The sequence below is a fragment of the Micromonospora sp. AKA38 genome (genome assembly GCF_027925725.1).
In the GTDB taxonomy this organism is placed as follows: Bacteria; Actinomycetota; Actinomycetes; order Mycobacteriales; family Micromonosporaceae; genus Micromonospora.
Window position 1 is genome coordinate 1 of record NZ_BNEI01000004.1, and the last position, 26,336, is coordinate 26,336.

A 26,336-nucleotide genomic window follows, 5' to 3' on the forward strand; every position below is an offset into this window, starting at 1 on the left:
ATCCGCCGACGCTGGGCGCGGACCCGTCGGGACGGACGTGACCGCCGACCCGGACGGGCGGGTCGACGACGCCCGGCTGGACCCGCTGCGCGCCGCCGCCCGGGACGGCGGGGCCGCCGTGGTGATCGGCGCGGCGGTCCGCCACCCGGACCGGCGGCGCACCATCTCGTCGCTGGTGGTGGACCCGACCGGCACGGTCACCGCGGCGTACGACAAGCAGCAGCTCTGGAGCGGCGAACGCGAGCTGTTCGACGCCGGCCGGCGCGGCGCCACGCTGGTGGTCGACACGTGGCGGTTCGGCCTCGGCATCTGCTACGACGGCTGTTTCCCGGAGCACGGCCGGGCCGCGGCGGGCGACGGCGCGCACGGCTACCTCTGCCCCAGCGGCTACCTGGCCGGCTCGGCGCACCGTCGGGACCTCTACTACGCGGCCCGCGCGCTGGACAACACCATGTTCGTGGTCTTCGCCAACGCGGTCGGCGGCGTGGCGCCCTGGCGGTTCAACGGTGGCGCGGCGGTCTACGACCCGGAGGGCCGGGCGCTGGCCCGGGGCGCGGACACCGGGGAGGACGTGCTGGTGGCGACGCTGGACCCGGCGGTCCTGGCGGACACCCGCGCGGCGCACACCATGCTGCTCGACCGGCTGCCCGACGCCGGGGCCGCCCGCGCGACGCTCGTCGCCTGACCGCGGCCGGACCTCCGGCCCTGCCGGTGCCCAGCGCGTTCCCGTAGGGTGCTCAGGTGCCGTTGCTCCTGCTTGCTCTGGACGACACCCTGCTGGACCGCGACGGGCCGTTCCGCGCCTGGGGAGCACGCTTCCTGGAGAGCATCGGCGCGCCGCCCGTCGACCTCGACTGGCTGGTCTCCGTCGACGCGGACGGGCTGACCAACCGGTGGGACGTGGCCGACGCCATCCGGGACCGCTACGGGCTGCGCATCCCGTCGATCGACCTGGTCGAGGAGCTGCACGACGGCGTGGTGGCGCACATGCGGCTGGACCCGCTGGTGGCCTGCGCGCTGCGGATCGCCGCCGACGCGGGCTGGGTGCCGGTGGTGGTCACCAACGGCGCGGAACGCCAGCAGGACACCAAGATCCGCAGGACCGGCCTGGACCGGTACGTCGCCGACTGGGTGATCTCCGAGGAGGCCGGGGTCAGCAAACCCAACCCCCGGATCTTCGCGCTCGCCGCCCAGCGGGCCCGGTTGCCGCTGCGCGGCGCGTGGGTGATCGGCGACAGCCCGGAGGCGGACATCGGCGGCGCGACCGCGGTGGGCCTGCCCAGCGTCTGGCTGCACCGGGGGCGGCGTTGGTCGGATCCCCGCTTCGCGCCGACCCGGGTGGAGGACGGGCTGATCCCGGCCGTGGCCGCCGTGCTGGCGGGCTGAGCGGGGAAAATCGGTTGCCCCGCCCGGACCGGCCCACGAGCATGGTGCCGCGCGAGGGCGCAACCGGGTCGCCCGGTCGAGGAGAGGAGGTCGGTCATGGCCGTCTTTGCAGGGTCGTTCCGCCTGCCTCCACCAGACTCGACCGAAGGACAGATCCACCAGTGCGCGATCACGACTTCCCGGCGCAGCCGCGCCGTGGCCGCGGCAAGAGCCGCTTCGACGACGACGAACCCGATTTCCTGAAGCGGGGCCGGCCGGCCCCGACCCTCGCCGACCCGGACGCCGAGCCCGACGCGGAGGACCGCTGGTCCTCCTGGGACCAGGCCGTCCACGGCCCGGAGCCGCACCCGGCCTGGCTGGTGACCGAGCTGGCCGCCCGGGACACCGAGCTGGGGATGCTCAAGACCGGCAAGGAGGCGGACGTCCACCTGGTCCGCCGCGCGGTGCCGGACACCGACCGGGGCTGCCTGCTGGCGGTCAAGCGCTACCGGGACGCCCAGCACCGGCTCTTCCACCGCGACGCCGGCTACCTGGAGGGCCGCCGGGTACGCCGGTCGCGGGAGATGCGGGCGATGGCCGGGCGCACCGCGTTCGGCCGGCAGATGATCGCCGGGCAGTGGGCGGCGGCCGAGTTCGCCGCGCTGTCCCGGCTGTGGGAGATCGGCGCCGCTTCCGGGCGGATCGCCGTGCCCTACCCGGTGCAACTGCTCGGCACCGAGCTGATGCTGGAGTTCGTGGGCGACGCCGGGGCGGGCGAGGCCGCGCCCCGGCTGGCCCAGGTCCGACCGGACGACGACGAGCTGCGCGACCTGTGGGAGCAGTTGGTCGACGCCCTGGTGGTGCTGGCGCGGGCCGGGTACGCCCACGGCGACCTGTCCCCGTACAACCTCCTGGTGCACGCCGGCCGGCTGGTCCTGATCGACCTGCCGCAGGTGGTGGACGTGGTGGCCAACCCGCAGGGGGCCGAGTTCCTGGCCCGCGACGTGCGCGTGGTGGCCGCCTGGTTCACCGCCCGGGGGCTGCCCGCCGCCGACACCGATCCGGTGGCGCTGACCGAGGTGCTGCTGCGGGAGGCGGGGATCCGCTGAACCGGGAGCGTCCCGGGCGGGATCCGTCCCGCCCGGGACGTCGGCTCGGCGGTACCGCTGCGGGCGGCGGTGCCGTCCGCAGCGCGGGTCACTGGAGGTAGCGCTCGACCTCCGGCACCGGGCGCTCACCCTGGGCGTCCGGGTCGCCGTGTGCCTGCCGGGCCGCCCGGCGACGGCGGAGCAGGTCCCAGCACTGGTCCAGGGACTCCTCCAGGTGTCGGAGCCGCTCGCGGGCCTCGTCGTCGGTGCCGGCCTCGTGCTGCTGTGCGCCGGCGCGCAGCCGGTGCTCCTCGTCCACGAGTTCGGAGATCCGGCTCAGGATGGTCTTGTCGTCCATGCCCGAAGCTTGGCACAGCGGACGCGCCCGCGCCCGCGTTCCCGCGCCGGAGAGGCAGGTGTCAAGCGGGGCTCCGACCTATACCGAAAGCGTTGAGCGGGGGCCCGGCCTTACCGCAAACCTTTCGGCGTGACGCATATCCCACCGGCTCCATTCTCGACAAAGAGATTGTTGTTAAGTGAAATATCCTCGTTGCCGTCTTTTGCTTCAACGTCCAGGATGGCATGCTCGCGAGCAACGTTCACGGGTCGAGACGGGGTAGCGACCCTCAGCAACCCGAGGGAGCGTTCAGGTGGTCGATTCGTCCGGCCTGTCCCGGCCCACCGGCCGGCCTCGTGTCGTGCCGCTGCGGCAGATCCTGCCCGCCGTCCTGCGGGACCCGGCCCGCGCGCTGATCGACCTGGGCAACCGCACCGGTGGCGACCTGGTCCGGCTCAACCTCGGCTCGTTCCGCCCGTACCTGGTCACCCATCCCCGGCACGTGCAGCACGTGCTGCGCGACCGGGCGGACAACTACGAACGGGCTGGCGACGGGCTGTTCTGGCGCCCGGTCAAGCGGCTGTTCGGCGAGGGCATCCTCGGCGAGGGGCAGGTCTGGTCCGCGAGCCGGCGGATGTTGCAGCCGATGTTCACCGCCAAACGGGTGGAGGCGCTCATCGACGGCATGGCCGAAGCCATCTCCGACGCCGTCGACGAGCTGGACGAGCCGTACCGCGCCGGGCGGCCGGTCGACATCGGCCTCGAGCAGGCCCGCATCGTCAGCCGGGCGATCATGAAGGTGCTCTTCGCCGACCGCATCTCGGTGCCGGACGCGATGCGCGTGATCGACGCCCAGGACCGCATCGCCACCGCGGTCATCCCCCGCATCGTCGTGCCGTTCGCGCCGCTGTCGCTGCCGATGCCGGGCGACCGGGCGTTCCGCCGTGCGGTGCGCGTGGTGGACGACGTGCTGGTGCCGATCGTCCGGCAGACCCGCGACGACGCCGACTCCGGCGACGACATCATCTCCACGCTGTGGCGGGCCCGCACCGACGACGGCCGGCGGCTCGACGAGCGGCAGGTCCGCAACGACACCGTGGCCATGTTCGCCGCCACCACCGAGACCACCATCAACGTGCTCACCTGGGCCTGGCCGCACCTGCACCAGCACCCCGAGGTCGCCGAGCGGCTCTACGCGGAGATCGACGACGTGGTCGGTGACGGCCCGGTACGCCGCGAGCACCTGGACCACCTCACCTACACCAGGATGGTGCTGGACGAGCTGCTGCGGCTCTACCCGATCGGCTGGATCATCCCGCGCCGCGCGGTCGCCGACGACGTCATCGACGGCGTGCCGATCGAGGCCGGCGCCACCATGGCGGTCAGCCCGCTGATCACCCAGCGGATGCGGCAGTTCTGGGACCGGCCGGACGAGTTCGACCCGGAGCGGTTCCGGCCGGAGCGGGTCCGCGACCGCCACCGGTACGCCCACTTCCCGTTCGGCGGCGGCCCGCACCAGTGCCTCGGCATGTACCTGTTCTATCTGGAGGCCCAGCTCATCCTCGCCACGATGCTCAGCCGCTACCGCTTCCGGCTGCGTCGCACCGACGTGCCCTGGTTGCGCCTGGCGGCGGCGCTGCGGCCCCGCGAGCGGGTCGAGCTGACGTTGCTCGCGGCCGGCCGGGCGGAGCCGGCGTGACCGGCGGACCGACGCTGGATCCGATCACCGCCGCGGCGGAACAGGGCCGGATCTGCGCGCTCGTCGCGCACGGCCAGCGTGGCCTGCGGCGGGTGGCCGCCGCGCACCCCGCCCTGTTTCCCGACGACCCGTTCGACGCGACGCTGTTCGGCAGCATCGCCTCGGCGATGGCGTTCAGCGCGCCCTGGCACACCGCCGCCGAGCTGGCGGTCACCAACCGCGCGGTGTTGTGGGGCTTCGCCGTCGACTGGCTGGTCGACCAGCGGGCGACCAGCCGCGCCGAGGTGGACCGGATCGCCCGGACCTGCCTGGACGTGCTGGACGGCGCGTCGACGACCGACCCGCTCGGCCGGTTCCTCGCCGAACTGCGCGACGACGTCGCCACCGCGCCCGGCTACGCCGCGCTGCGCGGACGCTGGCGCACCACCATGGAACGCACGTTGGACGCGATGGCCCGCGAGTGGACGTGGCGGCGCACCGGCCGGCCCACGCTCGCCGAGTACCTGGCCAACGCGGACAATCTCGCCGCCACGGTGGTCAACGTGGCGCACTGGATCCACACCGGATCGGTCGCCGACGCCGCCGCGCTGGACCGGCTCATCGAGGTCGGCGACGAGGTGCAGCGGGCGCTGCGCCTCGTCAACGACCTCGGCACGCACCGCCGGGACGCGGAGTCGGGCGACCTCAACGCGTTGCTGCTGGTGGACGACCCGGCGGAGGTCGAGCGGCGGTTCGCCGAGCAGGTCGACCACTGCCGGGTGCTGCTGGCGAAGCTGGCCGACGAGGCGCCCCGGGAGGCCGACTTCCTGGCCCGCCAGCTCGGGTTCACCACCGGGTTCTACCGGCACACCGACTTCTGGGGCGTGCGGTGAGCCTCACCGCCCAGCCGGCCACCCGGAGCGGGCCCGCGCGGGAACTCGTCGACGCGCTCGCCGACGACCCGACGGGGCAGACCTCGCCGTCGATCTACGAGACCGGCCGGCTGGCCGCGCTGGCACCCTGGCTGCCCGGCCACGACACCCGGTTGGCCTGGCTGCTCGACCGGCAGCGCCCGGACGGCGGGTGGGGCGGGCCCGGCGGCTACGCGCTGGTGCCGACGCTGAGCGCCGTCGAGGCGCTGCTGACCGAACTGCACCGGACCGGGCCGGCCACGGCGCCGACCACCGCCGCGCACCGCGGCCTGGCGTTCCTGGCCGCCGCGCTGCCCGGCGACACCCCGCCCGACCTGCCGGCCACCGACCTGATCGTGCCGGCGCTGCTGACCGCCGTGGACCGGCGTCTCACCGGCCCGGCGGGCCCACCGCCCGGGCTGGCCGGGTGGGCGGACCGGCCCCGCCTGCCCCTGCCGGCCGGTCTCGACCCGGCCCGGCTGACCCGGGTACGCGGACTGCTGGCCACCGGCCGGCCGGTCCCGGCGAAGCTGGCGCACGCGCTGGAGGTGACCGGCGAGCTGGCCCCCGGGGCGGCCGGTGTCCGCCCCTCGGCGAGCGGCTCGGTGGGCGCCTCCCCGGCCGCCACGGCCGCCTGGCTCGGCCGGCCCGAGCCCGGCCCCGCCCTGGACTACCTGCGCGGGGTCGGCCGGCCCGGGCCGGTGCCCTGCGCCAGCCCGATCACCGTCTTCGAACGGGCCTGGGCGCTCGCCGCCCTGATCCGGGCCGGCGTCCCGCTGCGGGTGCCGGAGCCGGTGCTGGCCGAGTTGGGCGCCGCCGTCGGCGCGTCCGGCGCGGCCACCGCGCCCGGGTTGCCGGCCGACGCCGACACCACCTCCGTGGTGCTCTACGTGCTGGCCCGACTGGGCCGGCCGCTCGGTGTCGCCCCGCTCGCCGGGTACGACACCGGACGGCACTTCTGCACCTGGCCGGGGGAGGACGGCGCCTCGCTGACCACCAACGCGCACGTGCTCGACGCGCTCGGCGAGCACCCGACCCGGCCCGGCGTGACGGCGGCCCGCCGCCGGGTCGCCGACTGGCTCATCGAGCGGCAGGAGCCGGACGGGCGGTGGGAGGACCGCTGGCACGCCTCGGCGTACTACGCGACGTACGCGGTGCTGCTCGCGCTGGCCGACCACGCGCCCGACGGGGCGGCCCGGACCGCCGTCGAGCGGGGCGTCTGCTGGCTGCTGGACACCCAGCGGGCGGACGGATCGTGGGGGCGCTGGCAGGGGACCGCCGAGGAGACCGCGTACGCGGTGCTCGCGCTGACCGGCGCGGGCCGCGCCGGGGACCCCCGGATCGCCGCGGCGCTGGCCCGGGGCCGGGCCCGACTGTCCGAGCTGGACGGATGCGATGGCGGTCCGGCACTCTGGCACGACAAGGACCTCTACCGCCCGACGCGGATCGTGCGCGCGGCGGTACTGGCCGCGTCGGGGCGTGCCGGCTGGGCGTCGCCGCGTCCGGCACCCACCATGATCAGGATCGCTTGAATGGAGTTCACGACGGCTGCTAGCGTGCGCCGGAGTCGATCGGATTCCGGACCGACCGAAGACCGGGCCAGGACGGTGTGATGGGTTCCCGCAGTACGAATCTCCGTACGAAGATCATCGCGCTGCTGGCGTCGCTGACCGCGCTCTGGGCGTTCGCGGCCTGGGTGACCGTACGGGACGGGTTCAACCTGCTCGGCGTGCAGGCGCTCAACGCGCGGGTCTTCGAGCCGAGCGACCCGCTGCTGCTGGAGCTTCAGAACGAGCGCCGACTCTCGCTGCGCTACCTGGGTGAGTCCGACCCCGGGCAGTTGCAGGAGCTCCAGGCCCAGCGTGGACGCACCGACAGCGCGGCCACCGCGCTCTGGACCTCGGTCCAGGACTGGCGCACCGAGGTCCCGGCCAGCGACGAGCTGGAGCAGCGGCTGGCCGAGCTGAAGGCCGAACTCGGCCAGCTCGTCCAGGTCCGCGACGAGGTGGGCCGCAAGACCATCGACCGGACCGCGACGCTCGCCGCCTACGACGAGGCGGTGGACGGCATCTTCGCCGTCTTCGACGCGCTCGGCGGTCTCGACGACGACCAGATCGCCCGGGACACCGCGGCGCTGATCGACCTGAACCGCTCCCGTGAGCTGCTGTCCCAACAGGACGCGCTGCTCACCGGCGCGGTCTCGGCCAACCGGCTGACCGTCGCCGAGCAGACCGCCTTCGCCCGGCTGGTCGGCGCCCAGTGGTTCCTCGCGGACCGGACCGCCCGGGAACTCGCCCCGACCGACCGGTCCCGCTACCAGCAGATGGTCGAGGGGGAGGCGTTCGGGCAGCTACGCACGCTCCAGGACCGGGTGCTCGCGGCCAAGGGCGAGGACGTCCGCCCGCCGGTCACCGCCGCGGCCTGGCGGGCCGCCGCCGACCGGGCGATGGCCGACCTGCGCGGCGTGATCCTCGCCGGCGGCGAGGACATCGTGTCCCGGGCCACCCCGGTCGCCATCGGCGTCATCGTCCGGCTGGTGCTCGCCGCCGGTCTCGGCCTGATCGCCGTCGTCGCGTCCGTCATCGTCTCGATCACCACGGCCCGCGCGCTGGTCCGGCAGCTCGAACGGCTGCGCGAGGCCGCCTTCCGGCTGGCCAACGAGCGGCTGCCCAGCGTGGTGGAGCGGCTGGGACACGGCGAGGAGGTGGACGTCGCCCGGGAGGCGCCGCCGTTGCAGTTCGGCGACGACGAGATCGGCCAGGTCGGCAAGGCGTTCAACGCCGTGCAGGAGACCGCCGTCCGCACCGCCGTCGAGCAGGCCGAGCTGCGCCGCAGCGTCCGCGACGTGTTCCTCAGCCTGGCCCGGCGCACCCAGGCGCTGGTGCACCGCCAGCTCACGCTGCTCGACGCCATGGAACGCCGGGAACACGACGCCGAGGAGTTGGAGGACCTGTTCCGGGTCGACCACCTGGCCACCCGGATGCGGCGCAACGCGGAGAACCTGATCGTGCTCTCCGGGTCGACGCCGGGTCGCGCCTGGCGGCGCAGCGTGCCGATGGTCGACGTGGTGCGCGGCGCCGTCGCCGAGGTCGAGGACTACACCCGGGTGACCGTCCGGCCGCTCGGCGCGGTGTCGCTGACCGGCCGCGCCGTCGGTGACGTGATCCACCTGCTGGCCGAGCTGATCGAGAACGGCCTCTCCTTCTCGCCGCCGCAGACCGCTGTGGAGGTCCGCGGCCAACTCGTCGCCAACGGCTTCGCTCTCGAGATCGAGGACCGCGGCCTCGGCATGAGCGGCGACGATCTGGCCGCCGCCAACGCGCGCATCGTGGACCGCTCCGAACTGAACCTCGCCGACGCCGCCCGGCTCGGCTTGTTCGTGGTCAGCCGGCTCACCGAGCGGCACGGCGTGAAGGTGCAGCTCCGGGAGTCGGCGTACGGCGGCACGACCGCGGTGGTGCTGATCCCGCGCGAGCTGATCAGCACGGACGCCGGCGACCCGGGCGGCTCCGACGACGCCCGCGACGACGACGCGCCGTCGCCGGCCATCGTGGCGCCTGACGGATCGGGTCGGCCCGCCGAGGAGACCGTCGTGGTCCGGGTGGGCGAGGACGGCACCACCGGCGGGTTCGGCCCGGTCGACACCGGTACGCCGGAGGCCGAGCCGGCACCGCCCGCGCCCCGGATGACGCCGTCCGGGCTGCCGGCGCGTACCCGCAAACGGCAGCCCGCGGTGGCCGGGCCGACCGCGGAGCTGGCCGTGGTCGAGAACCGCGCCGCCCCGCCCGCGGCCGAGGCGGCGCCGCCGCAGACCGACGCCGGGCTGCCCGTCCGGGTACGCCAGGCCAGCCTCGTCCCGGAGCTGCGGCACGAACGGTCCGAGGCGGACGACGACGGGGCGGACGACACGGCGCGCGCGCCGGAGCAGGTACGCCGGATGATGAGCTCCTACCAGAGTGGAACCCGACGTGGCCGCACCGACGCGGCGCGGTTGCTCGGTGGGGCGCACGGGGCCGGTGACGGGCCGGCCGACGGAAACGAGCAGGTCACCTGACCGGGCGTCGAGGCCGACGCATCCGGGACGAGAACGGCACACCAGCCGGGGAGAAGAGGACGACGAGTGGCGCAGAAGACGGCTTCGAGCGCGGATCTTGCGTGGCTGCTGGATGACCTGGTCGGCCGGGTCAAGCAGGCGGAACACGCCGTGGCGCTCTCCACCGACGGACTGCTGATGGCCTCGTCCCGCGGGTTGAGCAGGGACGACGGCGAGCACCTGGCGGCGATGGCGGCGGGCATCCAGAGCCTGGCCCGGGGTGCGGGCAAGCGGTTCGGCGGTGGTCAGGTGCAGCAGACCATCATCGAGATGCAGTCCTCCTTCCTGTTCGTCACCGCGGCCGGCCGCAACGCCTGCCTGGCGGTGCTGGCGGCGGAGGACGCGGACGTCGGCCTGATCGCGTACGAGATGGCCATGCTTGTCACCCGGGTCGGCCGGTTCGTCGCGTCACCCACCCGGGAACAGCCCCTCGGCGAGAACGCGGCGCGATGACAGGCCGGGGGGAGCCCACCGAGCAGGAGTGGGTCGACGACCACGCGGGGCCGGTGGTCCGCCCGTACGCGGTGACCGGTGGCCGGGCCCGCCCGGTGACCGGCACGTTCGACCTGATCTCCCTGGTGACCGCGACCCGCACCGAGGTCGGGTCCGAGTCCGGGCTGGGCCCGGAGCACGTGGCGATAGTCGGCCTCTGTCAGCGGATCCTCTCCGTGGCCGAGATCGCCGCCCATCTCGACCTGCCGGTGGGCACCGTCCGGGTCCTCCTCGGAGACCTGGCGGCCCGCAGTCTGGTGCAGGTACGCGAGCCGCGCGCCACCCCCGCCGGCCTTCCCGACGAGCATGTTTTCGAGGCGGTAATCAATGGACTACGGGCGCTCTGAGCGGCCGGCGGGAGCAGCGCCGCTGCCCACCGCGATCAAGATCCTGATCGCCGGTGGTTTCGGCGTCGGCAAGACCACCATGGTCGGCGCGGTCAGCGAGACCCGGCCGCTGCGTACCGAAGAGGTGCTGACCGAGACCGGGATCGGCATCGACGACCTGTCCGGGGTGGAGGCGAAGTCGACCACCACCGTGGCGATGGACTTCGGCCGGATCACGCTCAGCGACGATCTGGTGCTCTACCTGTTCGGCACGCCCGGACAGGACCGGTTCTGGTTCGTCTGGGACGAGCTGGCGCTGGGCGCGCTCGGCGCGGTGGTGCTCGCCGACACCCGCCGGCTGGCCGACTGCTTCCCGTCGATCGACTACTTCGAGGGGCGGGGCACGCCGTTCGTGGTGGCGGTGAACTGCTTCGAGGGAGCCCGGCAGTTCCGGCTCGACGAGGTCCAGGCGGCGCTCGACCTGGACCCGGGCGTGCCGGTGGTGCTCTGCGACGCACGTCAGCGCGAGTCGGCCAAGGAGGTGCTGATCACGCTGCTGGAGCACGCCATGAAGCTGCGTGAGGCGCGTCGGCGGGCCGCCGGTGACTGAGCCGGCCGTGTCCGTCCGAGCGATGACACCGGCGGAGTTCGACAGCTGGCAGGACGAGCTGGCCGTCGAGTACGCGCGGGAGCACGTCACGGCCGGCAACTGGACGGAGGCGGAGGCGCTCGACCGGGCGCGGGAGGCCAACGCCGCCCTGCTGCCGGACGGCCTGGCCACGCCCGGCATGCTCCTCCTGATCGGCGTGCTGCCCGACGGTTCGTCGATCGGCCGGCTGTGGATCGGCCTGACCCATCCGCGCGGCGTCGCCCACTGCGCCTTCATCTACGACATCGAGGTGGACGCCGACCGCCGCGGTCAGGGCCTGGGCCGGGCGTTGCTCGCGGCGGGGGAGCGGGCGGCCCGGGAACGAGGCGCCCGGGCGCTGGAGCTGAACGTCTTCGGCGCCAACGAGAGGGCCGCGACGCTCTACCGGACGTCGGGCTACCAGGTGGTCACCCAGCAGATGCGCAAGGACCTGCTTGCCTAAGGCGTGTTTCATAAGCCGGAACGCGGGTGGGCGCCAGCCCTTGGAGCCCTTGGCCTTGCGGTGGGCGTCCTGGTCGCTCTTGCTGGGGATGCAGGCCGATCATCGATAGGACCTTCTGGCCCTGCTCGCAGGCCAGATGAGTCTTGGTGGTCAGCCCGCCGCGCGATCGGCCCAGCGCATGATCGGCAGGCTCGTCGTGCACACCGCCGGGTGGTTCCTTCTGCAGATGCCCATCGGTGCGGGCACCGGCGGCGTGCTGATGGGCGCGGCTGGTCATCGAGTCCACGCTCACCGTCCAGCCGATCCGGCCGGTCGCATCGCCGGCCGCCTGCAACGCCGACAGGATCCTGTCCCAGGTTCCGTCGCGCTGCCAGCGACGGAACAGGCCGTAGACGGTAGGCCAGGGCGCGTACTGGGCCGGGACGTCACGCCACGGCACGCCGATCCGGACCCGCCACCGGATCGCGTCGATGAGCTGCCGTTTCTCCCACTTCGGCGGACGACCTGTCCTCGGCGCGGCAGGCAGCAGCGGAGCCAGAACAGCCCATTGCCCGTCGGTCAGGTCATGCCGCCTCGTCAGCCGACCTGGCGGCCTGCTCGATCTTCGCGCAGTAGGCTGCACGGGTTTCCTCGTCGATCGGGTTCTCGTGTTCGGCGCGCAACCCGGTCCGGCCGTCGAGGCCCTCGCGCAGGATATCGGCGTGCCCGGCATGCCGGATGGATTCGCCGAGGACATGGACCATGATGGCGAACAGGTTCGTGTCGGCGTAAGGCTCCGGCCACCACGGCACGTGACCGGGGGCGTCGAGGGGAAGCGCGTTGATCGTCGCGTCCGAGTGTTCCCACGTGCGCCGGTAGAGCGCGATGATCTGATCGCGGGTCTCGTGCTCGGTCGCCCACAGATCGCTGCCGTTGGAGTCCTGCCACCGGGTCAGCGGTTCCGGGGAAGGGCGGTCGAAGACCTCGCCGAAGTACCTGGCCTCGACGGTGGCCACGTGTTTGACCAGGCCGAGGAGGTTGGTCCCGGTTGCTGTCAAAGGTCGGCGGGCGTCGTATTCGGACAAGCCGTCGAGTTTCCAGAGCAGCGCCTTGCGGTCCCGCCGCAGTCTCCCGTGCAGGTTGGCTTTCGCGAAATCATCGATCATGCGGCATGAGCCTGCCACGGGCTACTCGTGGTCTCAAGATCCCGTACGCGGTCCGCAACGACCGGCAGAGCCGAGGTCGCGCGGACCTTGGCTCGTGCGGCCCTTGACTCGTGCAGGGTCGCTGGTTACTGAGCGTCGCCGTGGCAGGGAACAACTCACTTTGGTGCGGTATACCTCTCCGTCATAATTATGACGGAGAGGTATACCGCTTCGCGGGCAACTACGCCGCCGGCCGCGACACGCCCGGAGGCGAGTTGGGCGGGTCCGGCCGAGCGCTGCCTCCGGACACACCCGGCGACTGCCGAGGCGGCCGGGTGGCGCGGCGTGCCCTCAGGAGAGCAGCGTGGCGCGTGGCCGCAGCGGTGGCCGGGCAGCCCGCGCGGGCGTGGCTAGAGGCGGGTGGCGGTGCGGACCAGGGCGGCCAGGGACCGCGACCGGCTGTGCGGCGGCCACGCGATCACCGTGGTCACCGCCGGCGCGTCCGGCACCGGCACGGCGGCCAGGTCGGGGCGCAGGAGCGTCCGGCACGACTCGGGGAGCACCGCCGCCGTCCGGCCGAGCGCGATCAACTGGAGCAACTGGGCGTGGTCGCGGACCTCGGGCCCCGGCCCGTCCGGATAGCTGCCGTCCCGGCGTGGCCAGCGCGGCAGCGGCAGGTCGGGCAGCGCCGCCACGTCGGCCGCCCGCACCTGCGCCCGGCCGGCCAGCGGATGCCCGGCCGGCAGGACCACCACCTGCTGTTCGGTCACCAGTTCCTCGGTGTCGAGCCCGGCCGTCGAGTCGAACGGCAGGTGCAGCAGCGCCACGTCGGCCCGCCCGTCGCGCAGCAGCCGCTCCTGTTCCCCGATGCCGCACAGCAGCACCTCCACGGCGACCGCGTCGGGCTCGGCGGCGTACGCGTCGAGCAGTTTCGGCAGCAGCTCGCTCGACGCGCCGGCCTTGGTGGCGAGCACCAGGCCGGGCTCGCCGAGCACGGTGGACGCGGCGCGGCGGGTGCGGCGGTCGGCGGCGGCCACCGCGTCCAGCGCGGCCCGGCCCTCGCGCAGCAGCACCGCGCCGGCCGGCGTCAACGTGACGGCCCGGCTGTCGCGGGCCAGCAGCGTCGCCCCGAGCCGCCGTTCGAGCTGCGCGATCGCCCGCGACAGCGGTGGTTGGGCGATGCCGAGGCGGCGGGCGGCGCGGCCGAAGTGCAGCTCCTCGGCGACCGCGACGAAGTAGCGCAACTCCCGGGTCTCCACCCGGCCACCGTACCTCCGGGCGATACCCGTCGGGTATCGCCCGCTACCGAGACGGTGTTGGCCGCCCGGTGCCGGCGCGGCCAGGATCGGTTGCATGAGTGAAGGCACGATCGCGCTGGTGACCGGCGCGAACAAGGGAATCGGGTACGAGATCGCGGCCGGGCTGGGCGCGCTCGGCTGGCGGGTGGGCGTCGGCGCCCGCGACGAGCAGCGCCGGGAGGCCGCCGTGGCGAAGCTGCGCGCGGCCGGCGTGGACGCGTTCGGCGTACCGCTGGACGTGACCGACGACGCGAGCGTGACCGCCGCCGCCCGCCTGCTGGCCGAGCAGGCCGGCGGTCTCGACGTGCTGGTCAACAACGCCGGCGTCACCGGCGGCATGCCGCAGCGGCCCGGCGGCGCGGACGTCGCGACCGTGCGGGCCGCGGTCGAGGTCAACGTGATCGGCGTCATCCGGGTCACCGAGGCGATGCTGCCGCTGCTGCGCCGCTCGGCCTCTCCCCGGATCGTCAACATGTCCAGCGGCGTCGGCTCGCTCGCCCGGCAGAGCGCCTCCACCGGGGAGGAGCAGACGGGCCCACTCTCCGTGGCCTACGCGCCGTCGAAGTCGATGCTCAACGCGGTGACGATCCAGTACGCCCGCGCGCTCGCTGACACCGACATCCTGATCAACGCCGGCTGCCCCGGCTTCACCGCGACCGACCTGAACGGCTTCCGCGGGGTGCGTACGCCGCAGCAGGGCGCGGCGATCGGGATCAGGCTGGCGACGCTGCCCGACGACGGGCCGACCGGAGGATTCTTCGAGGACGCCGGCGTGGTGCCCTGGTGACCGTGCAAGGAGGGGCCCCTTGTTAACAGACGTCTGTTAACAAGGGGCCCCTCCTTGCACCAGGTGCTAGCTGGCGATCATGCGGCGCAGCACGTACTGGAGGATGCCGCCGTGCCGGTAGTAGTCCGCCTCACCGGGGGTGTCGATGCGGACCACGGCGTCGAACTCCACGCCGGTGTCGGTGGTGACCTTCACCGTGCGCGGGGTGTCGCCGTCGTTGAGCGCGGTGACACCGCTGATCGAGAACGTCTCGGTGCCGGTCAGGCCCAGCGACTCCGCGGTGGTGTCGACCGGGAACTGGAGCGGCAGGACGCCCATGCCGATCAGGTTCGAGCGGTGGATCCGCTCGTACGACTCGGCGATGACCGCCTTCACGCCCAGCAGCATGGTGCCCTTGGCCGCCCAGTCCCGCGACGAGCCCGAGCCGTACTCCTTGCCGGCCAGGATGACCAGCGGGACGCCCGCCTCCTGGTACGCCATCGAGGCGTCGTAGATCGAGGACTGCTCGCCGGTCAGGTGATTGACCGTGAAGCCGCCTTCAGGGAGCGCAGCTCCCGCATCGGAACCGGCGCCCGGGAGCCGCAACTGATTCCGCAGCCGGATGTTGGCGAACGTGCCCCGGATCATCACCTCGTGGTTGCCGCGGCGGGAGCCGTACGAGTTGAACTCGTGCCGGGCCACACCGTGCTCGGCCAGGTACTTCCCGGCGGGGGAGTCCGCCTTGATGGAACCGGCCGGGGAGATGTGGTCGGTGGTCACCGAGTCGCCCAGCTTCGCGAGGACGCGGGCGTCGGCGATGTCCTGCACCGGGGTCGGCTCCTGCTGCATGCCCTCGAAGTATGGAGGCTTGCGCACGTAGGTGGAGTCGCCCGCCCAGGAGAACGTGTCACCGGTCGGGGTCGGCAGCGACTGCCAGCGCTCGTCGCCGGCGAACACGTCGGCGTACGCGGAGCTGAAGCCGGCGGCGCCGATCGCGGAGGCGATGACGTCCTGGATCTCGGCGGTGTTCGGCCAGATCTCGCGCAGGAACACCGGGTTGCCCTGGGCGTCCTCGCCGATCGGCTCGTTCGCCAGGTCGATGTCCATGGTGCCGGCGAGCGCGTACGCGACCACCAGCGGCGGGGACGCCAGGTAGTTCATCTTGACGTCCGGGTTGATCCGGCCCTCGAAGTTGCGGTTGCCGGAGAGCACCGAGACGACGGCCAGGTCGCCCTCGTTGACGGCGGCGGAGACCTCCTCCGGCAGCGGGCCGGAGTTGCCGATGCAGGTGGTGCAGCCGTAGCCGACCAGGTTGAAGCCGAGCTTCTCCAGGTAGGGCGTGAGGCCGGCGCGGTCGTAGTAGTCCATGACGACCTTCGAGCCCGGCGCCAGGGTGGTCTTCACCCACGGCTTGCGGGCCAGGCCCTTCTCCACCGCGTTGCGGGCCAGCAGCGCGGCGCCGATCATCACCTGCGGGTTCGAGGTGTTGGTGCAGGAGGTGATCGCGGCGATCACCACCGCGCCGTGGTCCAGCTCGTACTCGACGCCGTCGGCGCCGGTCACCCGGACCGGGTTGGTGGCCCGGCCGCCCGCGCCCACGGCGGCGGTCTCCAGGTCGCGCGGCGCGTCCGCCGGGTCGTTGACGCCGTTGGCGGGCGCGTCGCTGGCCGGGAACGACTCGGCGCTGGCCTCGTCGGCCGGGCCGTCGGTGCCGAACGGCTTCTGCTGCTGCGGCACGCCCGGCTTGCGGCCCGGGTCGCCGCCGGTCTCGTCGGCCGCCACGTAGTCGGTCAGCGCGGAGCGGAACAGCGTCTTCGCGCTGCCCAGCGGCACCCGGTCCTGCGGGCGCTTCGGGCCGGCCAGGGACGGCTCGATGGTGCCGAGGTCCAGCTCCAGGCGCTCCGAGTACGCCGGCTCGTGGTTCGGGTCGTGCCAGAGGCCCTGCTCCTTGGCGTACGCCTCGACGAGCGCGACCTGGGACGCGTCGCGGCCGGTCAGCTCCAGGTAGCGGACCGTCTCGGCGTCGATCGGGAAGATCGCCACGGTGGAGCCGTACTCCGGCGACATGTTGCCGATGGTGGCGCGGTTGGCCAGCGGCACCGCGCTCACGCCGGGGCCGTAGAACTCGACGAACTTGCCGACCACGCCGTGCTTGCGCAGCATCTCGGTGATGGTCAGCACCAGGTCGGTGGCGGTGGTGCCGGCCGGCATCTCACCGGAGAGCTTGAAGCCGACCACGCGCGGGATCAGCATGCTGACCGGCTGGCCGAGCATCGCGGCCTCGGCCTCGATGCCGCCGACGCCCCAGCCCAGCACACCCAGGCCGTTGACCATGGTGGTGTGCGAGTCGGTGCCGACGACGGTGTCCGGGTACGCCTGGCCGTTGCGCTCCATGATCGTGCGGGCCAGGTACTCGATGTTGACCTGGTGCACGATGCCGGTGCCCGGCGGGACGACCTTGAACTCGTTGAACGCGCTCTGACCCCAGCGCAGGAACTGGTAGCGCTCCTTGTTGCGCTCGTACTCCAGCTCGACGTTGCGCTCGAACGCGTCCTCGCGGCCGAACAGGTCGGCGATGACCGAGTGGTCGATGACCAGCTCGGCCGGGGCGAGCGGGTTCACCTTGGTGGCGTCGCCGCCGAGGTCGCGGACGGCCTCGCGCATGGTGGCCAGGTCGACCACGCAGGGCACGCCGGTGAAGTCCTGCATCAGCACCCGGGCCGGGGTGAACTGGATCTCCACGCTCGGGTCGGCGGTGGGGTCCCAGCCGCCGAGCTGCCGGATGTGGTCGGCGGTGATGTTCGCGCCGTCCTCGGTCCGCAGCAGGTTCTCCAGCAGGATCTTCAGGCTGTAGGGCAGTCGTTCGTGCCCCGGAACCTGGCCGATCCTGAAAATCTCGTAGCTCGCGTCTCCGACGCGTAGCTGGGTCTTCGCACCGAAGGTGTCGAGGCTCGCCACGTCGTACTCCTTCACACCAGCGACCGTGAGTAGTCCTGAGCAGTTTGTCGCACCGACCGGGGCGCCGCCGTGCTTAGGCGACACTTACCCGCGTCGGTCTCTACAAAACCGTACGTCCGTCTTGCTATTCACGCAACCTCGTGCCACGCTGCGGGACGAGGAGGTGCCACCATGATCCACCACGTGCTGCTGGCCTGCCCGCGCGGCTCCGAGGACCGCTCCCGCGCGTTCTACGTCGGTCTGCTCGGCCTCACCGAGAAACCCAAACCCCCGGCCCTCGCCGCCCGCGGCGGCTGCTGGTTCATCGGGTACGACGCCGAACTGCACCTCGGCGTGGAGGACGATTTCGTGCCCGCCCGCAAGGCCCACCCGGCGCTGGTCCGTGCCGACCTGGACCGGCTGGCCGCTCGGCTGGACGCCGCCGGCCACAGCGTGACCTGGGGCGACGACGAGATCCCCGGCATGCGGCGGTTCCACACGTACGACCCGCACGGCAACCGGCTGGAGTTTCTGGCCCCCACGGGCTGAGTTCCACCCGGGTAGTGTCGGAGCGTGGTCGACGTGCAGCACTGGCTCTCCGTGCTACCCCCCGGCGTGATCTATCTGATCGTCGCCGGGGTGATCGGCGTCGAGAGCATGGGCGTCCCGCTGCCTGGCGAGATCGTGCTGGTCAGCTCCGCCCTGCTCGCCGCCACCGGAGTGGTCCAGCCCGAGTGGGTGGCCGTCGCGGCGGCGACCGGCGCGATCGTCGGCGACTCCATCGGGTACGCCGTGGGCCGCCGTGGCGGCCGGCCACTGCTGGAACGGCTGGGCAGGCGTTTCCCGAAGCATCTCGGCCCGGCGCATCTGGCCCGCGCCGAGCAGAGCTTCGCCCGGCACGGTGTGTGGGCGGTCTTCTTCGGCCGGTTCGTCGCGCTGCTGCGCATCCTCGCCGGCCCGCTGGCCGGGGCGCTGCACGTGCCGTACCGCCGGTTCCTGGTGGCGAACGCGGCCGGCGGCCTGGTCTGGGCCTTCGGCACGACGTACCTGCTGTTCTACGTCGGGCGGGCCGCCGAGCACTGGCTCAAGGACATCTCCTGGGCCGGGCTGGTGCTCGCCGTGCTGGCCGGCCTGGTCAGCACGTGGTGGCTGCGCCGGCGCGGGAAGCGGTTGGCCGCGGCCGAGACGCCCGAGCGGAACGAGCCGGTCGGCGCGACCGAGCGCTGACAGCAAGGGCCCGACCCCCGTTGGTGGGGTCGGGCCCTTGCGCGTTGGTGTCAGCTGGTGCTGTAGCCGCGGGTGGCGATCCAGTCGGCGAGGTTGTCGACGCTGATGCGGTAGGAGGCGGTGTTCGGGTTGGCGCTGTCGGCGATGGTGACGGTGGTGCCGTTGTTCTGGTAGCCGACGACGCTGATGTAGTGGCCGCCTTCGAAGGAGTGGGTGGTGCCGTCGGTGTCGGTGGCGGTGCCGGCGATGTTGGCGACCACGGCGCGGCCGTCGTCGACGGTGCGGACGATGTCGGCGCGCAGCTTGTCGGTCTGCTTGTCGTCGGCCTTGCGGTCCTTGATCTCGACGGAGCGGTAGGGCTTGCCGGTCTCCTTGTTCAGGACCGGGGTGATGTCGTTGATGCTGTTGGTGCCGTTCTCGGTGGTGCCCATCTCCTTGGCCATCGCGTGCACGTCGATGTTCTTGCCGAGCACGCTGATGGCGTTGCGGGCGGCGGCGGGGCCGCAGTAGTAGAAGTTCGGCTGCGCCTCGTAGCGCACGTCCAACTCCCGCTCGCCGCTCTTACGGTCGGCCACCACGGTGGCCTTGTCGGCGTGGGCGGCGTGGGCGGCGATCGCGGGGCCGGCGATCCCACCGGCGGTCGCGGCGATACCGGCAGCGGTCAGCACAGTCTTACGCAGCACAGTGGTAGCCATGATGATGCCTCCCAGGGGGGTGGGGGATACGCGGGCGCGGGGGACGCCTGCGTGCGGGGAAAGGTCTGAAAGGGGTGGGCCCGGCGGCCGAAAGGGGGCCTGCTCAGGGGCCCGGCGCGACCGGCTCACCGGGGGGTGGCCGGGTCGGCGGCTCCAGGGGCTGTAACCACGGCCGGTGGCCGCACATTCCGTCGACACGGGGCCCGCCTACCCGGGGGTGGCTGGCCCGGTGAGGTAACGACGGCCGGTGGCCGCTCATTCCCGACCGGGGCTGCCAGCGGCCCGGGGGCCGGGCTCCACGCGGTCTGCCAGGTACAACGCCCCGCCCCCGGCGACCATTCCGCCGAGCCAGTGACCCCGACCACCCCAAACCCGACAAAACCCGACAATCGCCCAGGGGCGCCTCACCGCAGCCCCGCTCGAGTGCCCACGAAACCGCACATCCCGCACCCCAGGGTGCCCTCAACCCGGAGCCCGCCGAAGGGTGAACCCGGTGGAGATCTCGGTACCGAACCGCACCTCCGCGGCCCGATGCGTACCAAGATCTCCACCGCCCCCGTTGAGCAAAACGTTCACCCACCCGCGCTGATCATGAAGTTGGCGGGCTGACACGCCGACAATCCGGCAGCCAACTTCATGATCAGCGTGGTGGGGCGGGCTCCTGCCGCCCAGGCGGACCGGTTGGGTGCGCCGAGGGTGTCGGCACTTCGGCTGGGTGGTCATGCGGTGAGCAGGGCGAGCAGTGCGTCGCGGGTGGCGCGTACCGCGGCGCGCGACTCCTCGGTGTGGTCCAGGGCGTCGAACCCGTGTCGTCCGTCCGGCACGTCGACCAGGTGCAACGGCAGCCCGTGCCGGGTTGCGGCAGCCGTGAACGCCGCGATGGTGGACGTGACCTCGGGCCGCTCCCGACCGGCCCGGGTCAGCACGAGCGGTGGCCGGCCGTCGTCGCCCGCCGTCAGGGCGTCGAGCGGGTGGAAGCGCGGGTCGACCGGGGGCCAGTCGGGGAGCGGGGCCAGCAGCGGGTACGTCGCGGCGAGGCCGCGCAGCCAGCGGGGCGGGTCGCGGAGCCAGTCGCCGAGCAGCAGCCCGGCGCCGGAGAAGAACCAGAGTGCCAGCCGCTCCGGGTCGACGCGGGGATCGGCGCGGAGCAGGTCGGCCGCGTCGGCGACACGGGCGGCGACCGTGCGCAGGTCGTCGGGGCTGGTCACGGAGAGCCGGGGGAGTGCGACCACCACGCCCTGGTCGGCGAGGAGCGCGCCGTATCCCCGGTAGAGCGGCCAGTCCCGGGCGTCGGGTGCGTCGGGCGGCCCGGGAACGCCGTGCACCACCACGACCGCGGGGTGGGGGCCGCCGCCGGTCGGCAGGTGCAGGTCGACCTCGCCGTGTCGTTCGACGGGGGCGGCCGGCGGGTCGAGCACAAACTGTGTCTCCCAGAAACTGTTTCCCATGACGGCGATGTTAGGGCAGCGCGTCGTCGCGCGCCGCCCCGGTTCTCGCCGGATCAGGAGGAGGACGCCTTGGCGTGCCGTTCCCGCAGCCGGGCCCGGATCTCCTCCGGTGTGTACGCCCGGCGCTGCCGCTCCGCCCGGGCCACCACCACGCCCGTCGCCGCGACGCCCGCCAGGCCGGCCAGGCCGAGCACCTTCCACCACCGCATCCGTTGCCGCATCGGCTTAGGGTAGTCCTCCATGAGCATCAGCCTGGACGAGGCCGTGGAGCTGACCCGCACCGGCGACCTGTGGGTGTTCCGTGGGCGCAGCGTGCCCGATCGCGCCATCCAGTTCACCACCAACAGCCCGGTGAACCACGTGGGCATGGCGGTGGTGCTGGACGACATGCCGCCGTTGATGTGGCACGCGGAGCTGGGCCGTTCGCTGCCGGACATGTGGACCGGCACCCGCCAGCGCGGCGTGCAGTTGCACGACCTGCGCGACGCGGTCTGCGTGTGGGCCAACCGGTACGGCCAGCGGGGCTGGCTGCGTCAGCTCGAACCGCCCGCCGACGGCGCCATGGAGGAGGCGGTGCTGCGTACCGTGGCGCGTCTGGACGGCACCCCGTTCCCGTCGACCGCGCAGCTCGCCTGGCGCTGGGCCCGGGGTCGGGTGCCGATGCCGCGCCGGCGACCGTCCAGCCCGGACACTGGCGGGACACCGGGCGCGGGCCGGGCAGCGGGCGGTGCCGGCGCACCGGGTGCGGACGGGGCGTCGGTGCGTGACCGGGCGCTGGAGACCGCGTACTGCGCGGAGGTGGTGGCGGTGACCTACGAGGCGATGGGGTTGCTGCCGGCCGGCCGCCGGCCCAACTGGTACGACCCGGGTCGGTTCTGGAGCGGTGACGACCTGGCCCTGACCGGCGGCGCGCAGCTCGGCAAGGAGATCGAGGTGCGCATCCCACCGCGCTGACCAGGTTTGCCGGGCTGGCGGGCCGGTAATGGAGAGCGTCGTGACGGCTTCCACCGACCTCGACACGCTCTCCGACTTCTTCGACAGGTACGGCGTGGCGCTGACCACCGCCGACGTGCCGGCCATCGCCGCCTGTTACGCCCTGCCCGGGCTGGTGGTCGCCGACACCTACAGCTTCTCGTTCACCTCGCCGGCGGCGGTCGCGCTGAGCTTCGTCGGCGCCGCGCCCGACTACCAGGAGCGGGAGCTGGTCGCCGCGAACGCGCAGATCGAAGAGGTGCAGCAGGTGTCGGCGCTGCTCACCGAGGTGGCGGTGCGGTGGGAGTTCCTGGACAGCCAGGGCGGCGCGGTGCCCGGCGAGCACTACCGCTACCTGCTGCGGGCCACCGACGAGGGCCCGGCCATCTGCACCGTCATCCGCACCGCCTGAGCCCCGCTCCACGGTGGTGAGCGGGGGCCCCTTCTCTGCCGGAGGCGTCAAGAAGGGGCCCCGCCTTACTCGTTCAGCGGTGGCTGCGGGCCCAGCGGTCGGGCTCGGGAGCCGAGTGCAGGCCGGGCTCGTGCAGGCCCTCCTCGTCGAGCTGGCCGATCCGCCGGTAGGTGTCCGGCCGGCTGGTGCGCAGCACGCCACCCCAGATCAGGCCGAGCACGCCGGCCACCACCGGGATCGCCGGCAGCAGCCACTTGAGGTAGCCGGCGGTGTCCGGCGCGAGCAGCGCGTCGAAGTTGAACAGCAGCACCAGCAGCACGGCGGTGAGCAGGACGGTGCCGAGCGCCGGGGCGATCGCCCGCTGCCAGGCCGACTCCGGGCCGCCACGGCCGCGGAAGAAGCCGACGACGGAGGCCGAGGTGAGCGTCATCAGCAGCACCACACCGACCGCGGCCGAGCCGGACAGCCAGGTGAACAGGTCGATGACCGGGTCCCGCCCGGACATCGCGAACCCCACGAAGACCACCACGGCCAGGATGCTCTGCACCAGTGAACCGGCGACCGGGGCGCCGCTGCGGCTGGAGGTCGCGCCGAGGAAGCGGGGCAGGACGTTCTCCCGGCCGAGCGCGAACAGGTAGCGGGCCACGCCGTTGTGGAACGACAGCAGGGCGGCCAGCACGCTGGTGATGAACAGGACGTTGGCGATGTCCGCGACCACGGCGCCGGAGTACTGGTCGAGCGCCCCGAAGATCACGCCGGGGCCGGCCTCGGCGCTGGCCTGCGGCGCGTTCTCCGGGCCGGTCAGCACCGTCAGCGCCCAGGCGGAGAAGGCGTAGAACAGGCCGGTGAACGCGACCGCGATGTAGGTGGCCCGGGCCACGGTGCGCCGCGGGTCCCTGACCTCCTCGCTGTAGATGGCGCCGCTCTCGAAGCCGGTGAAGGAGGCGATGGTGAACGCCAGCACGGCGCCGAACCCGGCCCCGAACAGGTGGCCGGGGCTGATGCCGGCGGTGGTGACGGCGCCGCCGGCCGGGTGGGCGAACGCCACCAGGTCGAAGATCAGCACGGCCACGCACTCCAGGACCAGCAGCACCGCGAGGACGCTGGCGTTCAGGTCGATGCGCAGCACGCCGAGCACGCCGATGAAGACCCAGGCCAGCAGCGCCCAGACCCACCACTTGAGGTCCAGCCCGGCCTTGGCCGACATGAAGTCCGACATGATGGCGCCGAACAGCCCGTAGAGACCGATCTGGATGGCGTTGTACGCGGCCAGCGCGACCGCCGAGCCGGCCACCCCGCCGGCCCGGCCGAGGCCGTTGGCGATGTACGCGTAGAACGCGCCCGCGTTGGCGACGTACCGGCTCATCGCGGCGTAGCCGGTGGCGAAGATGGCGAGCACGGCCGCGAGCAGGACGTAGCCCAGCGCGGCGCCGATGTTGCCGCTGACCGCGTACATGGTGGTGACGCCACCGCCGAGAACGGTCAGCGGGGCGGAGGCGGCGACGGTGAAGAAGACGAGATGGGCGGTGCCGAGACGGCCGCGGCGTAGCCCACCGTCGGAGAAGAACGGATCGGAGGACAAGGCTTCTCCAGGGGAGGGGAAGGGGTTGAGGATGTCTACTTCGGAACAGCCTCAGGCAGGGTATTGGTGATCACGGATCGTCACAACCCCGCTTCGATATCGATTAGGGCGCGTGTGTACGACCGGAATTGAGCTGTGCGTGGTCATGCCGTACCGTCCCGTGTCGACGATCACGGCCACCGTTCGAGGATGGACCATGACCTACCCCGGGGCACAAGCCACGTACCGGCTAGCCGATGCGCTGTTCCTCATCGGACATGACGAGTTCACCGGTAAGCCGCATGTCGCCGTCGACCGGCTGGAGTGCGGGTTGGCCGGTGCCGCGCTCGCCGAGCTGATGTTCGAGGGAAGGATCGCGCTCGACGGTGGCGGCATCGCCGCGGTCGACCCGCGGCTCTGGCAGGAGCCGTTGACCGATCTGCTGATCACCGAGATCCTGCGTCGTGAGGGCGCGCATCCGGCCCGGTTGTGGATCCGCTACCTGCGGACCCAGCTCAACATCAACGAGCGGGTCGGGACGCGGCTGGTCACCGCCGGCGTGCTGCGTCGGGAGCAGGGCAAGCTGATCGGCCGTCAGGTGCGCTGGCCGGCCACCGACCCGAACCAGGCGGCCTCGCCGCGGGTACGCCTGACCGCCATGCTGATGCACTCGTCCCCGGCCGAACTGGACCCGGGCACGTTGCTGCTGGCGAGCCTCGCCGAGGCCGTCGGGCTCGCCGCGCACATCTTCGACCCGCAGGTCGGCGGCCGGATGCGGGACTGCCGTCGGTTCCTGCCGGCGCAGCTCGACGGGCTGCTGGCCGCCGTGGTGGGCGCGTTGGACGCCAGCACCACGACGGTCCGTCGGTGACCTGCCGCCGATGACGTCCCGCCCCGGCGGACCGGGACGGGAGGACGGGCTCGGTCAGGCCGGCTCGCGCCACATCGGGTAGAGGCTGGGCCCGTCCGGCAGGTCCAGGGTGTTCGGCCGGCGGCGGAAGCCGAGCCGCTCGTAGAGCGCCGCGTTCCGCGCCGAGCTGGCCTCCAGGTACGCGGCGGCGCCGGCCCGGTCCAACTCGGCCAGCTTGTCGCGCAGCAGCGCCGAGCCCACGCCCGTGCCGTGGTGCGCCGGGTGCACCGCGATGAACGGCAGGTACCAGTGCGGCTCGGCCGGGTGGTTGGCGGTCATCTGCTCGTCGAGCATGCCGAACCGCTTCATCGCGTCCGGCCCGATGGTGGCCTCCAGCTCGGCGAACTCGTCGCCCTCGTCGGCGCCGTGGTCGTCGCCGACGGGCAGCCAGAGCGTGGCGCCCAGCCCGTCGCCGGCCACGTGGACCTCGCCGGTCCGCAGCGCCAACGCGACGAACGGCCCGAAGAAGGCGGGGTGCACCCGCGCCCGGTGGTCCTCCGCCGGGAAGATCCAACCGCTCACCGGGTCCCGCATGAACGCCTCGGCGAGGATCCCGGTCACGACGGCGGCGTCGGTTGTGGACGCCCGCCGGATGTTGCCCTGCCACTCTGTCACTGGCCACCCGTCCTGCCGCTGCACGAGCCATTGTGGTCATCGATCGGCGTGCAACGTATCAGGTCGCCGAGCCGCGGGTCAGGCCCGAACGGACCGCTCGCCGCCCCCGGGTGTCGGTGGCTAGGCTGGCCCGGCCCGGCGAACAGGAGGAACATGTCCCGCACGCGTCGCGCCACCCCGTCGACCGGGTCCGCCATCACCTCGTCGCCCTGGGTGGTCGTCGCGATCGGCGTGATCGTGATGGTGGTGCTGCTGGTGGTGGCGCTCGGCTCGGTGCGGGGCCGGCGGACGTTCCCGGCGTCGCCCACCGATCCGGCGATATCGCTGCCGGAGCTGCCGACCGCCACCGCGACCTCGCCCAGCGTGACTGGCGGTCCGCCGAGCACGGCCGGCCGCCCGGTGGTCCCGGGGCTGTCGCCCCGGTCGACGGTGCTGCCGGCCAGGCCGACGCCGGCCGTGTCGACCGGCGGTCCGCGGGGTGAGGTACGTCCGGCGCCGCTGTCGCCGCCGCCGCCCCCGCCGGCGCCGCCGTCCGCGGTGACCGGCCGGTACGCGGTGGTGAGCAGCTTCGACGGCGGCTTCATCGGCGAGGTGCGACTGGTCAACGCCGGAGGTGCGGCGCACGGCTGGACGGTGCGGCTGACGTTCCCGCAGGGTCGGCTGGTCACCGCCTGGGTGGAGGGCGCCGAACAGGGCACGTTCGGCTTCGACGGCGGTGTCGTCACGTACCGCAGCGGCGTCGACCTGGCCGCGGGCGCGTCGGTGCCGGTGCGCTTCCACCTCGAACGGACCGGGACCACCCGTCCGGAGAGTTGCACGGTCGACGGCGTGACCTGCGCCGGGCTCTGATCCAGCCGTCCGGACGACGGCGCGTGGTCCGGACGGTTTTGCAAGACGGCTGTCGTGTTTCGACTTTGTTTGCAAGCTATTGCAGAATGTTTCGGCAAGAGCTAGCGTGCGGGCGAATCAGCGACCAGAGAAAGGCCGTCG

Annotated in this window: 27 protein-coding genes and 1 pseudogene; 18 read left to right on the plus strand and 10 right to left on the minus strand. The window is 72.9% G+C overall.

Annotated features, from left to right (window positions below; genetic code table 11):
- From TPA0908_RS15650 to TPA0908_RS15660, 3 genes are all read left to right on the plus strand, one after another.
- A partial coding sequence (locus TPA0908_RS15650; RefSeq protein WP_281938644.1) for a carbon-nitrogen hydrolase family protein occupies positions 1-685 on the plus strand: 685 nt, incomplete at its 5' end.
- Between the two features lie 56 nt (positions 686-741).
- Positions 742-1,386 carry an HAD family hydrolase gene (locus TPA0908_RS15655; protein WP_281938646.1) on the plus strand — a complete coding sequence of 215 codons (645 nt, stop codon included), beginning with the start codon at positions 742-744 and terminating at the stop codon, positions 1,384-1,386.
- A gap of 161 nt (positions 1,387-1,547) precedes the next feature.
- Positions 1,548-2,474, plus strand: a complete 927-nt coding sequence (locus TPA0908_RS15660) for a serine protein kinase RIO (RefSeq protein ID WP_107162523.1) — start codon at positions 1,548-1,550, stop codon at positions 2,472-2,474.
- An 88-nt stretch (positions 2,475-2,562) separates the two neighbouring features.
- On the opposite strand, the gene TPA0908_RS15665 is transcribed toward TPA0908_RS15660, so the two are convergent.
- A complete protein-coding gene (locus tag TPA0908_RS15665) occupies positions 2,563-2,811 on the minus strand; it encodes a DUF2630 family protein (RefSeq protein WP_107162524.1) in 249 nt (82 codons plus the stop codon).
- 340 nt (positions 2,812-3,151) lie between these two features.
- Here TPA0908_RS15665 and TPA0908_RS15670 point away from each other — a divergent pair, with 340 nt between their 5' ends.
- From TPA0908_RS15670 to TPA0908_RS15705, 8 genes are all read left to right on the plus strand, one after another.
- Positions 3,152-4,489, plus strand: coding sequence for a cytochrome P450 (locus tag TPA0908_RS15670; RefSeq protein WP_281939317.1), 1,338 nt, complete (start codon positions 3,152-3,154; stop codon positions 4,487-4,489).
- Positions 4,486-5,361 carry a terpene synthase family protein gene (locus TPA0908_RS15675; protein WP_281938649.1) on the plus strand — a complete coding sequence of 292 codons (876 nt, stop codon included), beginning with the start codon at positions 4,486-4,488 and terminating at the stop codon, positions 5,359-5,361. The genes TPA0908_RS15670 and TPA0908_RS15675 overlap by 4 nt, the downstream gene beginning before the upstream one ends.
- Positions 5,358-6,911, plus strand: coding sequence for a prenyltransferase/squalene oxidase repeat-containing protein (locus TPA0908_RS15680; RefSeq protein ID WP_281938651.1), 1,554 nt, complete (start codon positions 5,358-5,360; stop codon positions 6,909-6,911). Before TPA0908_RS15675 ends, TPA0908_RS15680 begins: the two co-directional genes overlap by 4 nt.
- Before the next feature lie 80 nt (positions 6,912-6,991).
- Positions 6,992-9,433 carry a sensor histidine kinase gene (locus tag TPA0908_RS15685; RefSeq protein ID WP_281938653.1) on the plus strand — a complete coding sequence of 814 codons (2,442 nt, stop codon included), beginning with the start codon at positions 6,992-6,994 and terminating at the stop codon, positions 9,431-9,433.
- A gap of 66 nt (positions 9,434-9,499) precedes the next feature.
- Complete coding sequence (locus TPA0908_RS15690) at positions 9,500-9,925, plus strand: roadblock/LC7 domain-containing protein (RefSeq protein ID WP_281938655.1); 426 nt, start codon at positions 9,500-9,502, stop codon at positions 9,923-9,925.
- A complete protein-coding gene (locus TPA0908_RS15695) occupies positions 9,922-10,311 on the plus strand; it encodes a DUF742 domain-containing protein (RefSeq protein WP_281938657.1) in 390 nt (129 codons plus the stop codon). Before TPA0908_RS15690 ends, TPA0908_RS15695 begins: the two co-directional genes overlap by 4 nt.
- The gene (locus TPA0908_RS15700) at positions 10,292-10,900 is read left to right on the plus strand and encodes a GTP-binding protein (protein WP_107162530.1); all 609 of its coding nucleotides are present in this window, start codon (positions 10,292-10,294) and stop codon (positions 10,898-10,900) included. The genes TPA0908_RS15695 and TPA0908_RS15700 overlap by 20 nt, the downstream gene beginning before the upstream one ends.
- A gap of 22 nt (positions 10,901-10,922) precedes the next feature.
- On the plus strand, positions 10,923-11,381 hold the full coding sequence (locus TPA0908_RS15705; protein ID WP_281938660.1) for a GNAT family N-acetyltransferase: 459 nt from the start codon (positions 10,923-10,925) through the stop codon (positions 11,379-11,381).
- Here the strand turns inward: TPA0908_RS15705 and TPA0908_RS15710 are convergent.
- The 3 genes and pseudogenes from TPA0908_RS15710 to TPA0908_RS15720 all read right to left on the minus strand — a co-directional run.
- Positions 11,379-11,961 (minus strand): annotated as a pseudogene (locus tag TPA0908_RS15710) (IS5 family transposase); the annotation flags it as partial. The gene TPA0908_RS15705 and the pseudogene TPA0908_RS15710 overlap by 3 nt on opposite strands.
- The gene (locus tag TPA0908_RS15715; RefSeq protein ID WP_281938662.1) at positions 11,945-12,526 is read right to left on the minus strand and encodes a DinB family protein; all 582 of its coding nucleotides are present in this window, start codon (positions 12,524-12,526) and stop codon (positions 11,945-11,947) included. The pseudogene TPA0908_RS15710 and the gene TPA0908_RS15715, both read right to left, overlap by 17 nt.
- A gap of 389 nt (positions 12,527-12,915) precedes the next feature.
- The gene (locus TPA0908_RS15720) at positions 12,916-13,764 is read right to left on the minus strand and encodes a LysR family transcriptional regulator (protein ID WP_281938664.1); all 849 of its coding nucleotides are present in this window, start codon (positions 13,762-13,764) and stop codon (positions 12,916-12,918) included.
- A 94-nt stretch (positions 13,765-13,858) separates the two neighbouring features.
- Between TPA0908_RS15720 and TPA0908_RS15725 the strand changes: the two genes are divergently transcribed.
- Positions 13,859-14,590 (plus strand): SDR family oxidoreductase, encoded by a 732-nt coding sequence (locus TPA0908_RS15725; RefSeq protein WP_281938665.1) that lies wholly within the window; start codon positions 13,859-13,861, stop codon positions 14,588-14,590.
- A gap of 66 nt (positions 14,591-14,656) precedes the next feature.
- Here TPA0908_RS15725 and TPA0908_RS15730 read toward each other — a convergent pair whose 3' ends face one another.
- Positions 14,657-17,542: an aconitate hydratase gene (locus TPA0908_RS15730; RefSeq protein ID WP_281938667.1), complete on the minus strand. Its 2,886-nt coding sequence runs from the start codon at positions 17,540-17,542 to the stop codon at positions 14,657-14,659.
- A gap of 156 nt (positions 17,543-17,698) precedes the next feature.
- On the opposite strand from TPA0908_RS15730, the gene TPA0908_RS15735 reads away from it, so the two are divergent.
- Entirely contained in the window at positions 17,699-18,055 is a 357-nt protein-coding gene (locus tag TPA0908_RS15735; protein WP_281938669.1) for a VOC family protein, read from the plus strand.
- Between the two features lie 24 nt (positions 18,056-18,079).
- Positions 18,080-18,733: a DedA family protein gene (locus TPA0908_RS15740; RefSeq protein WP_281938671.1), complete on the plus strand. Its 654-nt coding sequence runs from the start codon at positions 18,080-18,082 to the stop codon at positions 18,731-18,733.
- Positions 18,734-18,783: 50 nt separating this feature from the next.
- On the opposite strand, the gene TPA0908_RS15745 is transcribed toward TPA0908_RS15740, so the two are convergent.
- The 3 genes from TPA0908_RS15745 to TPA0908_RS15755 all read right to left on the minus strand — a co-directional run bounded on the left by TPA0908_RS15745 (position 18,784) and on the right by TPA0908_RS15755 (position 21,118).
- A complete protein-coding gene (locus TPA0908_RS15745; protein ID WP_281936375.1) occupies positions 18,784-19,428 on the minus strand; it encodes a C39 family peptidase in 645 nt (214 codons plus the stop codon).
- A 719-nt stretch (positions 19,429-20,147) separates the two neighbouring features.
- On the minus strand, positions 20,148-20,876 hold the full coding sequence (locus TPA0908_RS15750; protein ID WP_281938673.1) for a hypothetical protein: 729 nt from the start codon (positions 20,874-20,876) through the stop codon (positions 20,148-20,150).
- 53 nt (positions 20,877-20,929) lie between these two features.
- Positions 20,930-21,118 carry a hypothetical protein gene (locus TPA0908_RS15755; protein WP_281938675.1) on the minus strand — a complete coding sequence of 63 codons (189 nt, stop codon included), beginning with the start codon at positions 21,116-21,118 and terminating at the stop codon, positions 20,930-20,932.
- On the opposite strand from TPA0908_RS15755, the gene TPA0908_RS15760 reads away from it, so the two are divergent.
- Together TPA0908_RS15760 and TPA0908_RS15765 are read left to right on the plus strand one after the other, a co-directional pair.
- Positions 21,117-21,830, plus strand: coding sequence for a hypothetical protein (locus TPA0908_RS15760; protein WP_281938677.1), 714 nt, complete (start codon positions 21,117-21,119; stop codon positions 21,828-21,830). The genes TPA0908_RS15755 and TPA0908_RS15760 overlap by 2 nt on opposite strands.
- Positions 21,831-21,870: 40 nt before the next feature.
- Complete coding sequence (locus TPA0908_RS15765; RefSeq protein ID WP_281938679.1) at positions 21,871-22,260, plus strand: hypothetical protein; 390 nt, start codon at positions 21,871-21,873, stop codon at positions 22,258-22,260.
- A 73-nt stretch (positions 22,261-22,333) separates the two neighbouring features.
- On the opposite strand, the gene TPA0908_RS15770 is transcribed toward TPA0908_RS15765, so the two are convergent.
- Entirely contained in the window at positions 22,334-23,842 is a 1,509-nt protein-coding gene (locus TPA0908_RS15770; RefSeq protein ID WP_281938681.1) for an APC family permease, read from the minus strand.
- Between the two features lie 196 nt (positions 23,843-24,038).
- On the opposite strand from TPA0908_RS15770, the gene TPA0908_RS15775 reads away from it, so the two are divergent.
- Entirely contained in the window at positions 24,039-24,692 is a 654-nt protein-coding gene (locus TPA0908_RS15775) for a GOLPH3/VPS74 family protein (protein WP_281938684.1), read from the plus strand.
- A gap of 54 nt (positions 24,693-24,746) precedes the next feature.
- On the opposite strand, the gene TPA0908_RS15780 is transcribed toward TPA0908_RS15775, so the two are convergent.
- Complete coding sequence (locus TPA0908_RS15780; RefSeq protein WP_281938686.1) at positions 24,747-25,346, minus strand: GNAT family N-acetyltransferase; 600 nt, start codon at positions 25,344-25,346, stop codon at positions 24,747-24,749.
- A gap of 153 nt (positions 25,347-25,499) precedes the next feature.
- Here TPA0908_RS15780 and TPA0908_RS15785 point away from each other — a divergent pair, with 153 nt between their 5' ends.
- Entirely contained in the window at positions 25,500-26,195 is a 696-nt protein-coding gene (locus TPA0908_RS15785) for a cellulose binding domain-containing protein (RefSeq protein WP_281938688.1), read from the plus strand.
- Positions 26,196-26,336 lie beyond the last annotated feature (141 nt).

Excerpts from the sequence above, each read along its gene's own strand:
- TPA0908_RS15735 (WP_281938669.1), top strand. The coding sequence starts at position 17,699 with ATGATCCACCACGTGCTGCTGGCCTGCCCGCGCGGCTCCGAGGACCGC.
- TPA0908_RS15665 (WP_107162524.1), bottom strand. The coding sequence starts at position 2,811 with ATGGACGACAAGACCATCCTGAGCCGGATCTCCGAACTCGTGGACGAG.
- TPA0908_RS15695 (WP_281938657.1), top strand. The coding sequence starts at position 9,922 with ATGACAGGCCGGGGGGAGCCCACCGAGCAGGAGTGGGTCGACGACCAC.
- TPA0908_RS15700 (WP_107162530.1), top strand. The coding sequence starts at position 10,292 with ATGGACTACGGGCGCTCTGAGCGGCCGGCGGGAGCAGCGCCGCTGCCC.
- TPA0908_RS15785 (WP_281938688.1), top strand. The coding sequence starts at position 25,500 with ATGTCCCGCACGCGTCGCGCCACCCCGTCGACCGGGTCCGCCATCACC.
- TPA0908_RS15775 (WP_281938684.1), top strand. The coding sequence starts at position 24,039 with ATGACCTACCCCGGGGCACAAGCCACGTACCGGCTAGCCGATGCGCTG.
- TPA0908_RS15760 (WP_281938677.1), top strand. The coding sequence starts at position 21,117 with ATGAGCATCAGCCTGGACGAGGCCGTGGAGCTGACCCGCACCGGCGAC.
- TPA0908_RS15755 (WP_281938675.1), bottom strand. The coding sequence starts at position 21,118 with ATGGAGGACTACCCTAAGCCGATGCGGCAACGGATGCGGTGGTGGAAG.
- TPA0908_RS15725 (WP_281938665.1), top strand. The coding sequence starts at position 13,859 with ATGAGTGAAGGCACGATCGCGCTGGTGACCGGCGCGAACAAGGGAATC.
- TPA0908_RS15715 (WP_281938662.1), bottom strand. The coding sequence starts at position 12,526 with ATGATCGATGATTTCGCGAAAGCCAACCTGCACGGGAGACTGCGGCGG.
- TPA0908_RS15745 (WP_281936375.1), bottom strand. The coding sequence starts at position 19,428 with ATGGCTACCACTGTGCTGCGTAAGACTGTGCTGACCGCTGCCGGTATC.
- TPA0908_RS15685 (WP_281938653.1), top strand. The coding sequence starts at position 6,992 with ATGGGTTCCCGCAGTACGAATCTCCGTACGAAGATCATCGCGCTGCTG.
- TPA0908_RS15750 (WP_281938673.1), bottom strand. The coding sequence starts at position 20,876 with ATGGGAAACAGTTTCTGGGAGACACAGTTTGTGCTCGACCCGCCGGCC.
- TPA0908_RS15705 (WP_281938660.1), top strand. The coding sequence starts at position 10,923 with ATGACACCGGCGGAGTTCGACAGCTGGCAGGACGAGCTGGCCGTCGAG.